The 14,617-nt window shown below is 36.0% G+C and carries 15 protein-coding genes and 1 pseudogene; 14 read left to right on the top strand and 2 right to left on the bottom strand.

Translation table 11 applies throughout. The annotated features are described in order from the left end of the window. The first annotated feature begins 224 nt into the window (after positions 1-224). The 5 genes and pseudogenes from AC6IWN_RS10020 (at position 225) to AC6IWN_RS10000 (ending at position 3,606) form a co-directional block, all read left to right on the top strand. Positions 225-806: a TetR/AcrR family transcriptional regulator gene (locus tag AC6IWN_RS10020; RefSeq protein ID WP_497987271.1), complete on the top strand. Its 582-nt coding sequence runs from the start codon at positions 225-227 to the stop codon at positions 804-806. Positions 807-1,197: 391 nt separating this feature from the next. Continuing rightward, positions 1,198-1,404, top strand: a pseudogene (locus AC6IWN_RS10015) (NmrA family NAD(P)-binding protein); the annotation flags it as partial. A gap of 108 nt (positions 1,405-1,512) precedes the next feature. Continuing rightward, the gene (locus tag AC6IWN_RS10010; RefSeq protein ID WP_497992232.1) at positions 1,513-2,028 is read left to right on the top strand and encodes a Rossmann-fold NAD(P)-binding domain-containing protein; all 516 of its coding nucleotides are present in this window, start codon (positions 1,513-1,515) and stop codon (positions 2,026-2,028) included. Positions 2,029-2,440: 412 nt separating this feature from the next. Then, on the top strand, positions 2,441-2,896 hold the full coding sequence (locus AC6IWN_RS10005) for a hypothetical protein (protein WP_497987270.1): 456 nt from the start codon (positions 2,441-2,443) through the stop codon (positions 2,894-2,896). Between the two features lie 164 nt (positions 2,897-3,060). After that, positions 3,061-3,606, top strand: coding sequence for a GNAT family N-acetyltransferase (locus AC6IWN_RS10000; RefSeq protein WP_497987269.1), 546 nt, complete (start codon positions 3,061-3,063; stop codon positions 3,604-3,606). Positions 3,607-3,786: 180 nt separating this feature from the next. Here AC6IWN_RS10000 and AC6IWN_RS09995 read toward each other — a convergent pair whose 3' ends face one another. Next, positions 3,787-4,815, bottom strand: coding sequence for an SDR family oxidoreductase (locus AC6IWN_RS09995; protein ID WP_497987268.1), 1,029 nt, complete (start codon positions 4,813-4,815; stop codon positions 3,787-3,789). A 132-nt stretch (positions 4,816-4,947) separates the two neighbouring features. Here AC6IWN_RS09995 and AC6IWN_RS09990 point away from each other — a divergent pair, with 132 nt between their 5' ends. After that, positions 4,948-5,391 (top strand): MerR family transcriptional regulator, encoded by a 444-nt coding sequence (locus AC6IWN_RS09990; protein ID WP_497987267.1) that lies wholly within the window; start codon positions 4,948-4,950, stop codon positions 5,389-5,391. Between the two features lie 110 nt (positions 5,392-5,501). Here AC6IWN_RS09990 and AC6IWN_RS09985 read toward each other — a convergent pair whose 3' ends face one another. Beyond that, complete coding sequence (locus AC6IWN_RS09985; RefSeq protein WP_497987266.1) at positions 5,502-7,103, bottom strand: glycoside hydrolase family 43 protein; 1,602 nt, start codon at positions 7,101-7,103, stop codon at positions 5,502-5,504. Positions 7,104-7,337: 234 nt separating this feature from the next. Between AC6IWN_RS09985 and AC6IWN_RS09980 the strand changes: the two genes are divergently transcribed. The 8 genes from AC6IWN_RS09980 to ilvD all read left to right on the top strand — a co-directional run bounded on the left by AC6IWN_RS09980 (position 7,338) and on the right by ilvD (position 14,617). Then, entirely contained in the window at positions 7,338-7,643 is a 306-nt protein-coding gene (locus tag AC6IWN_RS09980; RefSeq protein ID WP_497987265.1) for a hypothetical protein, read from the top strand. Positions 7,644-7,803: 160 nt separating this feature from the next. Beyond that, positions 7,804-8,292: a MarR family winged helix-turn-helix transcriptional regulator gene (locus tag AC6IWN_RS09975; RefSeq protein WP_497987264.1), complete on the top strand. Its 489-nt coding sequence runs from the start codon at positions 7,804-7,806 to the stop codon at positions 8,290-8,292. Further along, on the top strand, positions 8,289-9,071 hold the full coding sequence (locus AC6IWN_RS09970) for an EFR1 family ferrodoxin (RefSeq protein ID WP_497987263.1): 783 nt from the start codon (positions 8,289-8,291) through the stop codon (positions 9,069-9,071). The genes AC6IWN_RS09975 and AC6IWN_RS09970 overlap by 4 nt, the downstream gene beginning before the upstream one ends. Positions 9,072-9,286: 215 nt before the next feature. Then, positions 9,287-10,111 carry a helix-turn-helix domain-containing protein gene (locus AC6IWN_RS09965; protein ID WP_497987262.1) on the top strand — a complete coding sequence of 275 codons (825 nt, stop codon included), beginning with the start codon at positions 9,287-9,289 and terminating at the stop codon, positions 10,109-10,111. 102 nt (positions 10,112-10,213) lie between these two features. Continuing rightward, complete coding sequence (locus AC6IWN_RS09960; protein ID WP_497987261.1) at positions 10,214-11,398, top strand: multidrug efflux MFS transporter; 1,185 nt, start codon at positions 10,214-10,216, stop codon at positions 11,396-11,398. A gap of 51 nt (positions 11,399-11,449) precedes the next feature. After that, positions 11,450-12,037, top strand: a complete 588-nt coding sequence (locus tag AC6IWN_RS09955) for an isochorismatase family protein (RefSeq protein WP_497987260.1) — start codon at positions 11,450-11,452, stop codon at positions 12,035-12,037. A 146-nt stretch (positions 12,038-12,183) separates the two neighbouring features. Beyond that, complete coding sequence (locus AC6IWN_RS09950) at positions 12,184-12,873, top strand: FadR/GntR family transcriptional regulator (protein ID WP_497987259.1); 690 nt, start codon at positions 12,184-12,186, stop codon at positions 12,871-12,873. 16 nt (positions 12,874-12,889) lie between these two features. After that, positions 12,890-14,617 carry a dihydroxy-acid dehydratase gene (gene ilvD, locus AC6IWN_RS09945; RefSeq protein WP_497987258.1) on the top strand — a complete coding sequence of 576 codons (1,728 nt, stop codon included), beginning with the start codon at positions 12,890-12,892 and terminating at the stop codon, positions 14,615-14,617.

Below are 14,617 nucleotides of genomic sequence, written 5' to 3'. Positions count from 1 at the left end.
GGATACGAAAAATTGAGTCAAATCCATCCGCATATTAAATGGAGGTGAGAAAATTATTCGGAGATTATATTATAAAATAAGAATCTTGTAAATAATGTCAGTAAAAAGTTGTTCTTGACTATGGTTACAAATTACATAACTTGAAACCACAAACAAGCAGTGGTATAATTGATATATAAAAAAAAGAAAGACTATTTTACTGTATAGTACGAGAGGTGATGATTTTGGATAAAATCTCGTTAGATAAAGAAATAATACTTAATGCAACAGAAGAAATTATTCGTCGTTTTGGGCCGGAGAAAGCAAATATTACTGACGTAGCTAAATCATTAAATGTTAGCCATGCGGCCCTTTACCGATATTATAATGGGAAAACTGACCTATGGAATGCCGTTACAGAACGTTGGCTTTCAAATTTGCATGCTACTTCAAAGGATATTTTATTAGAAGATAATCCCGCTGATATTAAACTTTTTCGTATACTTGTGGAATTTGCGGAAGCGAAACGACATAGTGCTGTTAATGATCCAGAAATGTTTGCAAATTATCTGAAACTCGCTCAAAGTTCAATGGAAGTAATAGAAAAAAGTAAAGAAGCGGGGATTCATAGTATTAAAGAGATTATAGAACAAGGAGTTGCTGAAGGTATATTCTTTGAAGAATCCCCATATCAAGCAGCGGTGACGGTGTATCTTGCAACTAGCGTTTTTATTCATCCAAATTCATTCGAAGTTGCTAATCGAAAGCAAAACATTGATTCTGTTGTAAATCTTCTAATAAGAGGACTTAAAAATTCGAATAAATGAATTGTATACGTATGGAATCTAATACTTGTCTCTTCGATATTCAACATAAGAGATAGCCTGAGGTTTTACCTAAATTATATAAAGCCTCGAATAAGAAATATCAATTTTTTGCCCTTAACTTCCAATCGGATTTTTAAGGGCATTATTTATTTATGCTTTTGCTATGATTATACGCTAATAAGCATGAATAAATCGAAAAAGAGAACGACATGTACTTATATATCAACAGTCATATTAGAACTATATTATATTATCTTAAAAAGAATATTGTGACAGGTTACAAAATTAATATATTGTAATTTTTAATGTTTTATGGTACTATCAATTTACAAGTTACAAAATATATAATATGTAACTTATAATAATTATATCATAATATAGGAGGATTTTTATGCGTGTATTTGTAACAGGAGCAACAGGTTATATTGGTTCTGAAGTTGTCCGTGAACTCATTGATGCTGGACATAAAGTCATCGGTTTAACACGTTCAGAAAAGGGTGGATTAAAATTAATAGAAGCAGGAGCCGAAGTTCACTACGGTTCGCTTGATGATTTAGATAGTCTTCGTAGTGGAGCTGCTATGGCAGATGGTGTTATACATTTGGCATTTAAGCATGATTTCTCGGACTTTGCAGCTTCACTTGACACGGATTTACAAGCAATTGAGGCAATTGGGGAGGTGCTTGAGGGCACTGGAAAGCCATTCTTGACGACAGCCCATGCAAATGGGACAGCATCAGATAACGCTACTTTAGCGCTTGCAAACCGTGGAGTGCGGGCATCAGTCGTGTCGCTTTCACCGTCTGTGCATGGAGATGGCGATAAGGGGTTTGTTCCACGACTGATCAATATTGCCCGTGAAAAAGGTTTTTCTGCATACATCGGAGATGGATCCAACCGATGGCCGGCGGTACATAGACGCGATGCGGCACGCCTTTTCCGTTTGGCATTGGAAACTGCACCGGCAGGATCAAAGCTAGATGGGGTTGGAGATGAGGGTATTCCATTTCTGGATATCGCCAATGTAATCGGACGCCATCTTAGCATACCTGTAGTCAGTATTTCACGCGAGGAGGCAGTGGCTCACTTCGGTTTTCTTGGTCCTATTGCAGCGCTAGACATGCCAAGGTCGAGTGAACAGACTCAAGAGCTCCTAGGTTGGAGACTAGTTCATCCTACCCTAATCACTGATCTTGAACAGGGAGACTATTTTGAGAACTGATTGCAGAGATAACCCTAATATGAATTAAATTGAATTTGGAGGTTATTATTAATTGAAAAGAGTTATTTTTTTTAGGAGAAGTAAATAATTTTCAGTTTAAAAAACGCTGAGGCCTTAACGAATTGCAAGCTAGTATCGATGGAGAAAGGGCAACATAACAGTAATGAAGGGTTTCCAGGTAGTGGAGCTTCCGCGGATAAATATGAGAGGAGGTTTCAATACAGGGAAACTCTATTTTTAGTGTTCGAGAGAAGATATCCCGTCATAAAAACGAATAGTGTAAGGTGAATTCGGTATAAATTATATTTTTTGAATGATTTATTAAAATATGGTATTATTTATCTATATGGTTTTATTAAGAATATATAAATTGATAAAATAGTTAATGGGTGATAGTGAGGATGCTTTGTTTATGAATCCGTGGAAATGCAAAGAGTGGAAGAAATTTGATGAAGGCAAAAAGAAAGGAATCTTTCTAGATTCAGAAATTGATGTTTCACAAAATATAAAGGATGAGTTTGTGCAATTTAATAACTGGCTATTAAAGCATTTTGATTTTCCTGTTCAGGTAAGGGTTTATTTGATTAATGCTGAAATGGTGAAAATGAGTAATGGAACATGGACCTATGGAATATTTAAATATTTCAGGAAGAGATATCCAATTATTAAAATTCCAGTTGCACATGGTGAGCACAACTGGACTTTAGAAGAAATATTTGGCTCTTATGTACATGAACTTACTCATTATTTTCAGTGGTTAAATGACTATGACCAAAACGATGAGGAATCAGAAAGACAGGCTAATTATCATCGGTTTCGAATCCTAAGAAACTATTATAAAGAGATTGGACGAGAAGGATTAATATAATGAAATCAAAAGTGAGGTACAGTAAAATTTCTCAATCGGACAATAAAAAGATTATTGAAATTTTATCTTATTATCTCCTATAATTTATAATTACTAATGTATTCATTAACGTTCAGAAACTGGTGCTATCTTTAACATGAATAGATGAAAAAAGAGGAATCAAGATGAAAGAAAATTATCCAATTCGAATTGATGAATTAAATGACATGGTATACGCTTGGTTTACAAGAATGGAGTATAGAGGCGGTGCTGTCACTTCAGATTTAGAGCCAAAGTTAACTTTGTTTGAAGACAAATATTACGATATTTATCAAAGAGTTGGTAATGAAATATTCGTTGAGTTATTTCAAAAAATGCATAGCAATATACGTCAATTTTTCCCGTTTGATGAAATTCAAAAACGCGAAACGTATCTTTGGTTTGATAATAATGAGCTTGTCGGAAGCATCCGAATATACCACAACCAAGAGAAAAATTGTTATGAAATTGAAAGAGTAATGGTCGCCCCACAGTTTCAGGGTAAAGGTTATGGAGTCAAGCTATTGGAATTTGTTGTAGGAAAACTTCAGCAAACTCAACGGACGCCGATTTTATTGACGGTTGCTGCTTGTAATGACAAAGCGGTTAAACTGTATGAAAAGTTTGGTTTTGTTACAATAAGCGAAGAGATGGAAGCGTGGAAAATCGAGGGTGATAAATCAGGAAGCTAATGAATAATATAAAAATAGAAGACAGTGTTTCTGGTAGTATATAATAAGAATTATATTTTTATAAGTCATTGAATACACCATGCCATTTTGTTTATATACAAATTGGCATGGTTTTTTAATCTCTATTCATTTAGTTTTTGATGAATATTAAATTTGCCTTTCGTTGTGTGAGTTACTTCATTAGATAATATTGAATTTAATCATACTGTCTATTGAGGCAAGAATCACCTCGTCATTATTTGCAATTGGCTTCCAATCCAGCAGTTTCTTTGCTTTTTCATTGCTTACATTGCGGCTCATCTTCAATAACAGCATTGCTTCTTTCAATTGCTTATTGAACAAACTACCTAACAAAATAAACGCATTTGGTATTGTTTTTGAGGAAACATTTTTTGAAACGTTATGTTTTTTGATTCTTAAAAACGATGCAATCTCAGGCATAGTTATTTGACCATCCGCTGATGCGATAAATCGTTGTCCATTTGCATTAGGATTTGTCATAGCACGGATATGCAAATCAGCAACATCCCGAACATCCACAAGATTCAACGGAATATTGGGAATGGCTTTCATAGTACCGTCTAATAGGTGTTTTAGAATTTCAAAACTTCCGGAGATGTGAGGGCTTAGTGCAGGACCCCATATAGCAACGGGATTAATCGTAGCAAATTCTAAGCCACCACCTTCCTTTCGTATGAAATCCCACGCAGCACGTTCCGCTAAAAGTTTCGATTTTTCATAAACGGATAACCCTTTTTCATTTGGATCTGTCCAATCATTCTCAGTTGTAGCAATATCAGGATTTTTATTACTGAAACCGACTGCACCAAAATTAGAAGTCATTACCACACGCTTTACACTTGAATTGCGAGCTGCTTTGAGTATGCGAATAATGCCCTCCACAGCAGGTCGAATTGCTTCATTTTCATCTTTTGGTATCGTCATAAAAACCGGAGAAGCTACGCTTAAAACATAATCACAACCTTTCATTGCTTCATCCCAATTATCATCTTTTGATAAATCAGCTTCAACAAATGTAAGATTGTCTAAGTTCAAAATTCCGTTAGATTTCATAGTATCGATTACTTTGTTTTTACTGCTTATTGAGCGAAGTGTGGTTTTAACGTTGTAACCTTTTTGCAATAATTGAAGAATTATCTGTGCTCCTACAAAGCCTGTACCACCTGTTACTAAAACATTTTCTGTCATTTTTCTACCTCCAACAAATATTAGCCACTTGATTATTAATCTTTTAAGATTTATAATCATGCTAATACCTAGAGTTATGTCTAGGTCAAGTGTTTTAGTAAAATATTATGAAATTATTGAAGGGGTTTTTAAATGACATATACAATAAAAGATGTATCAAGAATCACAGGACTCTCTATATTTACAATTCGTTTTTATGACAAAGCAGGCCTCTTACCATTTGTCTCGAGAAATAAATCGAGAATTAGAATGTTTACTGAATCAGACATTAATCAGATTATGACAATATGTTGTTTGAAAAATACAGGTATGCAAATTAAAGATATAAAAAAGTATATTGATTATTGTATGGAAGGTGCTGAGACTATAGAGTGCAGAAGAGAATTATTCTCAGCTCACCGGAATGAAATAATAAACAAAATTAATACTCTTAATGAAAATCTAAAATTAGTTGATTCGAAGCTTGAAATTTACAATTCGCCCAACGCCGCAGAAATCATAAATGAACTAAGAAGAAGAGTTGATGTTGAAAAACGTGAGAATGGGCTGCCGAATTGTTATACTAAATTAGAATAAAGTAATAATTGCAGCATATCACATTTTCAAACTCCTATTTAACAAAAAGCCGTTAAGACCTCATTAGGTTTAACGACTTTTTATAGAATTCCTCAAAGACGTATGACGTCTTAGCATTTTTCCTTATATGAAAAGTAATCAAAATCAGCATGTTTATTGGTGCCACCAATATCCTGGCAGGCTACGCCGACAAATGCCCCGGTAAATGCCCAGGAGCCCTGGATCGCATCATCGGATATTGTGCTGGCGTCATATATTTTACCGATAGGTATCCACTCATTTTTATTAACGGCATAGAAAAATCTTAACTCACAATGGTCAACCTCAGCTTTTAAGTAGATGGATTTTGCACCTTCGATCAGAATATTATCATCCTGTTGCATTGATTCGGATAAATTATTGTTGATGCAGGCCATTACGCCAATGCATTTACCACCCAACTCTTCGTCATAGCTTACTCTTAAATAATAGAAATTCTCTGTATTGTAATAACAGATAAGACCTGCGAGCTGCAGAGTGGTTTCAGGTTCAAATTCTAGACAGGTTTCAGCAGTATATACGAAGCTCTGCTGTCTTCTTGCAATCATGCTCTGTGAGAACTTTGAGAAGAAGGATTCCTTGCCATATAATCGAAGGAAGCCTGGCCTTTCAGTAAGAGACATAAAGCTTTGTGCCGGTATTCTTAAGGATTGGAAATTGATATCTAAGGTAGAAGAGTCAAACTCGTCGTATTCAGAAATTAAAGTATTTTCTTTCAGGCCTGATTTATCATCCACATTAATCTCGATATCCCATGCAGGCAACTTATCTTCGCTGTTTGATAAATACAACCAATTATCATCACGCCATTCTATCTTTTGAATAGCAGTTTCTCTACCTAGAATACAACGGTCGGTGCCGGGAAGTGGTCTTCCACATAAATGAACCATAAACCATTCGTTATTTGGACCCTCCACAATACTGGCATGTCCGGCTTTTTGCAGTACCTTGTGTATATCGCTGCCAGAGGCTGTGAGTATCGGATTATTTGGGTGAACCTCATAAGGACCTGTGATATTCTTTGAACGTGCCAGAGTTACGGCATGAGCATAACTGGTACCACCTTCCGCTACCAATAAGTAGTAGTAACCATTCCGCTTGTAGATATGTGGACCTTCACTGCAGCCTAACGATGTCCCTTTAAATATATTTATAATCGGACCAACCAGACATTTTTTCACGTCATCATATTCTTGAAGTAGATGACCGGCAAAAGGATTCTTGCCAATGCGGGTATCCCATATCATGTTAACAAACCATTTTTTGCCATCATCGTCATGAAATAAGGAGGGATCAAAACCGCTGGAATTCATATAAATCGGTTCAGACCATTCACCGCAGATATCCGTTGAGGTTACCATATAATTATGGGTGTCTTTAATATGACCGGTATTTTTAACAATCGTATAAATTAAATAGAAGATGCCATTATGATAGGATAAGCATGGAGCCCAGACACCGCCTGAATCAGGGACACCAAGCATATCTAGTTGAGATACTCTGTTTAGTGGGTGAGCTATAAGCTCCCAGTTAATCAGGTCTTTGGAATGATGAATTTGAACACCCGGAAACCATTCAAAGGTAGAGGTTGCGATATAATAATCATCACCTGCTTTGCATATGGATGGGTCGGGATTAAAGCCTTTTAGGATTGGGTTTTTTACTACAGTCATTATAGTCCTCCTTGTTAAGTAATAAGATATATCATAATTCATAGCTGCAATTTATGCAATGATGTTAATTCTTATAGAAACTTAATTATGTAAAGCACTTATATTTTGAATTAACCATTAACCTTTATCATGTTACTCCCTGTAAATAAGAATAAATAATTAAATTGCATAGACATTTAACCGTATAAAAATAGAGGATAAACATAGAATTTTTATAAAATGGGAGGTGATTTTATGATATATTTTATTAGTATGGCATTACCATGGATAGTAATAGGAATAACAATAGCTATCACATTAACAATACTTGCCAAGAGGAACAAAAAGCAAGAGATCAATAAAGTTCAAGAGAAAAAAGCAGAAAAAGAAGAAGATCAATTTGAGAATTATATGTCATATGGAATGAGTTTGGGTATGTGTACCGGAGTGGCGATTGGGTCAGCTTTTATACCTACATTCGGTTCGGTTTCTCTTACCTATGGAATATGTTTTGGTATGTTAATTGGAATGATAGTTGGACTTTTAATAAAGAAAAAATAATCGATAACAAGTTGAAAGGCGCACTAGTATCTGCAGTACATAAATGCAGTAGCTATGGCGTCTTTTTTATGTTGACATTATAAAAAAGAATATTTATAATGATATAGAAAAGATTCGATATCGAATCAATACTATATCGGTTAAAACATGGAGATTAATTATGAATGAAGTAAAACAAGAGCACATCGATCAACTGGACTACCTTATGCATGAGATATTAAAGCATTATAAAGATTATCAAATATCTATGAGGGAACTATATCCGCAGGGTATCACCAGCACTGAACTAAACGTTATCAAGGTTGTTCGTTTAAAACCTGATCTTGTTATTAAAGAAATTAGTGCCCTTTTGTCCATACCCGGAAGCACGCTCACGAGTGTTATCGATAGGTTGGAAGAAAAGAAACTAATAGTGCGCATTATAAGTAAAAAAAACAGGCATTCATACGGGCTGGAACTAACGGAATCAGGAATTCGACTCAATGCCGAACATGAGAAAGCGGAGAGAGAAATATGGCATCAAGTCCTAACCTTACTTGACAATGATCATGATAGAGAAATGCTAATCGGTTTAATTACAAGTATGGTAAATAAGCTAGGATGGGCGGAGACAAGTAATACGGAAACTACAAAGGAGATGCAAATATGAGTATAAGCATTTATTACTTCACCGGAACAGGTAATTCCCTTAAGATTTCAAAAGAGCTGGCTTCTAGACTTGATGATGTTCAATTAATTCCGATGACTACCGCAATCAAGGAAGGAATTAAATCAGATTCGGATACAATTGTGCTCGTGTTTCCAGTATATATGTTTGGTTTGCCACCAATTGTTAGGAGTTTCATAAAAAAACGTTCAAAGCAAATGATAAATAAAAGAATTGTTGCCCTGGCAGTGAATGGTGGAACAGTAGCAGGAAGCCTATTATTGCTTAAAAATAAGCTAAAAGCAAAAGGATTACACCTTACCGCAGGGTATTCTATCAAAACTCCTTCAAATTTTATTGTAGAATTTACCGTAGAAGCGGATGAAATAAAGCATATATTTAAAGAAGCTGAAACAAAGGTTGATCAAATAGTTACAGACATGAAAACAGGAGAAGCATCCAAAATTGAAAGTGGTTCCAGAAAAGAATGTATTGTCAAGACATCCATCCTTAACAGACTCCTTGCACCACTTATACCTATCATGGATATTACATTTAAGACAAACAACGCATGTACCGGTTGTGGGCTATGCACCAGAGTTTGCCTCGTGAATAATATTACGCTTAAAAATGGTGCGCCAAAGTGGCATCATCACTGCCAGCAGTGTTTTGGTTGCATCAATCAATGTCCGTGTAATTCAATTGATTATTTGAAACTGACCGTTGGGAAAAAAAGATATCGCAATCCTTATATTAAACTAGAGGAATTGATGAAAAAGTGATTGAAACAAAAGGCAAATAAGAATATATTTGTTCTAGCTGTACTATATAGAAGAGGTTTGGTGGAAAGATTTATATTAATATAATAAGATGTTGCGATACCAAGTTTGGTTTAAGCAGCATCTTTTTTTCTTGAAATAGTGTGATAAAATATGATTGAACGATTTTAACGCATTTGCTGTGTTAGTAGTATAAGACTTAATTTGTGGAGGAAAAAATGAATATAAGGAATCTCTTTTTTCAAATTCATTATTGCAAGAGCAAGAAATTTCAAGATATAGAACAGTATCACAGATTGTTCAAGAGAGTAATTCAACAACATGGACTAATTTTTATAAAGGCCGAAAAGGGAACCATTACAATAGAGAAAAAGAAATATCAATTCAAAGAGAGCTTTTTATTATATGTTAGTCCAAACGAAATGTGTTCAGTTGATATTGATATTTTTAGACCAAAATGCTTCCTTACTACTCATTTTAATTTTGCTAATGTGGATTTCGTTGATGCTAAATGGAAAGTAAGCAAAGGAATTGACAAACTTCCATTTCAATCAGCACAAGGAATTGGGGATTATTATAATGTTGAAGAAGGCTTTAAAAAATTGGTGGATACCTGGAATGCAAAATTACCGGGATATGAATTTATATCAAGATCATTACTGGAACAATTATTCATAGCAATATATCGAAATAATAGAAAACAAAATAATAATTATTCTAATTCTATAAAAATTGAGAAAGTAATTGAGTATATGAATCAAAATATAAATAGCAAGATTACGTTAACAGAACTTTCTGAAATGGTAAAACTATCCTCTTCCTATTTGTCTAGAAGCTTTAAAGAACATACCGGATATTCGGTGATTGAGTATTTTAATAAAATTAAGATAGATCGGGCAAAAGAATATCTCCTTGACGGAGATAAAAATGTAAAAGAAGTGGCAAGAGAACTTGGATTTATTGATGAATTTTACTTTAGTAGAATGTTTAAAAAGATGGAGGGAGTGAGCCCTTCTGATTTCGTGGCAGAAATGTCCATGTAAAATAGTATTATGCATGGAATATGGCATACTTTGAGTTTATAATTCGTTATTATTCTTCACGTAAATTATCATAAAGTGGAGAAAGATAAGGAGGTTAATATCATGCCGATATGGAAAAGAAATTTAATTGTGTGTTGGTTTGGGATGTTTGTAACAGGAGTGGGTATGAGCCAAATAGCTCCGGTACTACCATTATACATAAAGCATTTAGGTGTGAATAATCCATCATCGGTAGCTCAGCTCTCAGGAATTGCCTTTGGAAGCACTTTTATCATTTCTGCTATTTTTTCACCTATATGGGGAATGGCAGCGGATAAGGTAGGACGAAAGCCTATGTTGTTACGAGCGAGCATGGGCATGGGAGTTATTATTTTTTGTATGGGTATTGCGCCAAATGTATACGTTCTAATCGGATTAAGATTGCTTCAGGGAGCGATTACCGGATATGGAACGGCATGTACAACTTTGATTGCTACACAAACAGACAAAGAGCATGCAGGATATGCGTTGGGAACGATATCAACAGCGAATATAGCAGGATCCTTACTAGGACCTACAATAGGTGGATTTATTGGAGATAATTTTGGATTTCGACCGGTGTTTTTTGTGACAGGATTGTTGTTATTAGTCTCATTTGCAATCACCGCATTATTTGTAAAAGAAACTTTTGTTCGCTCTGATAAGAAAGTACTTGGCATGAAGGAGATATGGAATAGTGTTCCTGAAAAGAGTCTTACCATAACATTATTTATTACCTTCTTTGTCATGACATTAGCAGTATATACAATAGAACCGATTGTAACTGTGTATGTATCAAAATTAACGATGAATGCGGGGCATATTGCGTTAATTGCCGGATTGACTTTTTCGGCATCCGGTTTGGCTAATATTGTGGCAGCGCCCAGATTAGGTAAGTTATCCGACAAAATTGGAGCTCATAAAATCATATTAACCGCCCTGATAGTAGCCGGAATAGTTTATATTCCACAAGCTTTTGTAAAAAATGCATGGGAGTTGATGGGGCTTCGTTTCCTGTTGGGGTTAACCATAGGAGGTCTAAATCCTTCTGTTAATATTTTGATTAAGAAAATAACCCCGAATAAACTGACCGGTAGAATTTTTGGTTTAAATATGTCAGCCGGATATTTGGGTGTGTTTGGAGGTGCTGTTCTTGGAGGGCAGGTGGCAGCATATTGGGGTATTCGCGAGGTGTTTTATGTAACAAGTGCATTACTATTATTAAATGCGGTTTGGGTTTATTTTACCGTATATAAAAAGCTAAATTAATAGCTGAAGTTTGAAGGATGCAATTTATTATGAAAGGGAATGGTAATTATTATGGATAATATAAAAGTACAGAATGAAATGAATAGGATATTAGCAAAAAATGCAGCTCTCGTTGTTATTGATTTGCAAAAGGGGATTATAAAACGAGAATCAGCACCCTACAGTTCTTCCCAGGTAATACAAAATACCTGTAAACTAGTAAAAAAATTTGAAGATAAGAATGGATTTATTATATTAGTTCGAGTATCTACAATCGATGGTGTTGACATGTTAAGACCGGATGCGGATATAAAAATGAAACCAATGCAATTACCGGAAGGATGGGACAGCCTAATTCCGGAATTGGAACAGGTTAACGGTTCGTATGTGATGACAAAAAGACAATGGGGAGCTTTCTATGGTACTGATCTAGATTTACAATTAAGACGAAGGGGAATTGATACAATTGTATTGTGTGGAGTATCGACCTCTATTGGCGTAGATACTACAGCAAGAGAGGCATATCAACATGGATATAATCAGATATTTGTAGAAGATGCAATGGCAGCATCAACGAGGGAAGAACATGATTATGTATGCAACTATATCTTCCCTAGAATTGGTAAAGTCTGCTCGTGCGATGAAATAGATCTGTATTAATAAGAATTAAAGAAGAGATAAACTGACTAAAATCGGCTCGTCATTAAATGGGATGGTTGACATTCTACCTAATGACGAGTACAATATTATCGAACCTGTAATACAGGTACACAACAAACAAGTATATAGCTGAGAGGGATGTTTCTATGGCAATTCGGAAAATAAAGCGTCAAAGCGTAAGTGACCAGGTGTTTGAGCAATTAAAAGAACAACTTCTTATGAATGAATGGAGAAGGGGAGAAAAATTACCTTCAGAGAATGAATTGGCTACATCCTTTGATGTAAGCCGTGTTACGGTGCGCCATGCACTGCAAAAACTTACTGCGCTAGGATTAATAGAAACAAAGTTAGGGGAAGGTTCCTTTGTAAGAGATGTAGCACCTGGTATATCGATGAACCAGTTAATCCCGATGGCTTATCTCAATGAGAACTCTTTGCAAGAAATTATAGAGTTTCGTAGAGTTATGGAAGGAAAAGTAGCGGAGCTGGCTGCGATGAAAGCAACATCAGAAGATATTGAAAAATTGGAGAAAGCATATTCTACGATGGAGCAGGTAAAGGAAGATTTGCAACAGTTCTCAGAGGCTGATTTGAACTTTCATCTTACAATCGCCGACATAGCGAAGAATTCTATAATCCTTCAAATCTATTATATTATAAATGATGTTTTACGCAGAGCATTTTCTGAAATTGTTATGAAAAGGGGCAATAGCGCAGGTTTATATTATCATAAACTATTGCTGGATGCGATAAAAAGTGGTGATGCTTCAAAAGCAAGAAGTATTATGGATGAACATATGGAAGATCTAAACGATTCATTTCAAAATAATAAATAGGGAGAAGTGGGATGATATGGAGCATATTTTGCAAAAGAGCGCTTCAGAGCGCTTGCTTTGGGCTCAGTTTGATGCATTACAATTAGGGTCAGGATGGGATGAAGAAGATATAAAAAAACCTCAGATATTGATAGAAGATGTATATGGCGACAGTCATCCTGGAAGTACTCATCTTAACCAGCTGGCTGAACAGGCAAAGTATGGAGTGTTTGAGTGTGATGGTTATCCTGCTCAGTTTCATGCTACGGATGTATGTGATGGTTGTGCCCAGGGGCATAATGGGATGAATATAATATTGGCATCACGTGAGGCTATCTGTGATATGGTGGAGGTGCATGCAAGCGTAGTTCCTTGGGATGGAATGATTTTATCCTCTTCTTGTGACAAATCAATTCCCGCTCACTTGAAGGCAGCAGCCAGAATGGACATCCCAACAATATTTATACCTGGGGGTAGTATGAGACCGGGCCCTAATATGACTACATCTTTGGTAGCCGGAGACATTTCTCTAAGACAAAAGCGTAAAGGAGAAATCAGTGAACAGGAAATTAGAGACTATAAACTAACAGGATGTCCGTCGGTAGGTGCTTGTACTTTCTTAGGAACAGCAAGTACCATGCAGTGTATGGCAGAGGCTCTGGGAATGGCATTGCCAGGAAGCGCTTTAGTACCTGCAACCATGCGAGATATTTTATCCTATTCCCGTAGAGCAGGAAGAAAAATTATGGAGTTGGTGGGTAAGGAATTGACCCCAAGTAAGATTATGACCAGGGAAGCATTTGTCAATGCGATCATTGTTCATAGCGCGATTGGTGGTTCTACCAATGCAACGATACACTTACCTTCCATCGCTAGAGAACTTGGAATTATACTGACGCCGGAGCTTTTTGATGAAATCAATCATAAGATTCCACACTTAGGAAATATCTATCCGGGAGGCGTTCAATTAACCGAATCCTTCTGGTTTGCAGGTGGAATACCTATGATTCAATATATGTTAAAAGATTATTTGGATTTAAATGTGATGACAGTAACAGGAAAAACGTTGGGAGAGAACCTAGAAGAGTTGCAAAAAGACAATTTCTTTAATCGTAACTTGGGATATCTCTCAAACTATGGTTTGAAAAGAGAGGATGTTATTATTCCGATGGAAAAAGTAAAAGAAATCGGCTCGATTGCTATATTAAAAGGAAATATCGCACCGGAAGGCTCAGTAGTGAAATATTCGGCTTGTGCAGAGAATCTTCGCAAACATAAAGGAGTTGCAAGAGTATATAACGCCGAGGAAGAAGCGTTCCACGCAGTGGTTAATGGTGAGATCAATCCAGGAGAAATTATTGTGATTCGCTATGAGGGACCTAGAGGTAGTGGCATGCCTGAGATGTTAATGACGACAGAAGCGATTGTTTGTGATAAGCGACTCAACGGAACAGTTTCACTAGTGACGGATGGAAGGTTTTCAGGAGCAACACGTGGGGCAGCCATAGGACATGTATCACCGGAAGCGGCTGCAGGGGGACCTTTAGCATATGTAGAAACAGGTGATCTCATCGAGTATGATATAGAGAATAGACGCCTCAATGTAGTTGGTATTGCAGGTGTTGAGACCTCTCTTGAAGAAGTTAATCGTATATTTGAAGAAAGAAAACAAAAAAATGGCATTATTCCAAGGCCTGCCAGAAGAGGATTGTTTAAACGCTATACAGATTCGGCCCTTTCGGCGATGGAAGGTGCAGGTTACTAA

This window comes from Variimorphobacter sp. HTMS_6 (assembly GCF_059717775.1).
Note: the sequence above shows the minus strand (reverse complement) of the source record. Positions and strands in the feature narration are given on the sequence as shown.

What these genes read in the sequence shown, in the direction of transcription:
- AC6IWN_RS09975 (WP_497987264.1), top strand. Translation starts at nt 7,804, where the DNA reads ATGAATGAAGTAAAACAAGAGCACATCGATCAACTGGACTACCTTATG.
- AC6IWN_RS09960 (WP_497987261.1), top strand. Translation starts at nt 10,214, where the DNA reads ATGCCGATATGGAAAAGAAATTTAATTGTGTGTTGGTTTGGGATGTTT.
- AC6IWN_RS09985 (WP_497987266.1), bottom strand. Translation starts at nt 7,103, where the DNA reads ATGACTGTAGTAAAAAACCCAATCCTAAAAGGCTTTAATCCCGACCCA.
- AC6IWN_RS09980 (WP_497987265.1), top strand. Translation starts at nt 7,338, where the DNA reads ATGATATATTTTATTAGTATGGCATTACCATGGATAGTAATAGGAATA.
- ilvD (WP_497987258.1), top strand. Translation starts at nt 12,890, where the DNA reads ATGGAGCATATTTTGCAAAAGAGCGCTTCAGAGCGCTTGCTTTGGGCT.
- AC6IWN_RS09950 (WP_497987259.1), top strand. Translation starts at nt 12,184, where the DNA reads ATGGCAATTCGGAAAATAAAGCGTCAAAGCGTAAGTGACCAGGTGTTT.
- AC6IWN_RS09990 (WP_497987267.1), top strand. Translation starts at nt 4,948, where the DNA reads ATGACATATACAATAAAAGATGTATCAAGAATCACAGGACTCTCTATA.
- AC6IWN_RS09965 (WP_497987262.1), top strand. Translation starts at nt 9,287, where the DNA reads ATGAATATAAGGAATCTCTTTTTTCAAATTCATTATTGCAAGAGCAAG.
- AC6IWN_RS09970 (WP_497987263.1), top strand. Translation starts at nt 8,289, where the DNA reads ATGAGTATAAGCATTTATTACTTCACCGGAACAGGTAATTCCCTTAAG.
- AC6IWN_RS09995 (WP_497987268.1), bottom strand. Translation starts at nt 4,815, where the DNA reads ATGACAGAAAATGTTTTAGTAACAGGTGGTACAGGCTTTGTAGGAGCA.
- AC6IWN_RS09955 (WP_497987260.1), top strand. Translation starts at nt 11,450, where the DNA reads ATGGATAATATAAAAGTACAGAATGAAATGAATAGGATATTAGCAAAA.
- AC6IWN_RS10005 (WP_497987270.1), top strand. Translation starts at nt 2,441, where the DNA reads ATGAATCCGTGGAAATGCAAAGAGTGGAAGAAATTTGATGAAGGCAAA.
- AC6IWN_RS10000 (WP_497987269.1), top strand. Translation starts at nt 3,061, where the DNA reads ATGAAAGAAAATTATCCAATTCGAATTGATGAATTAAATGACATGGTA.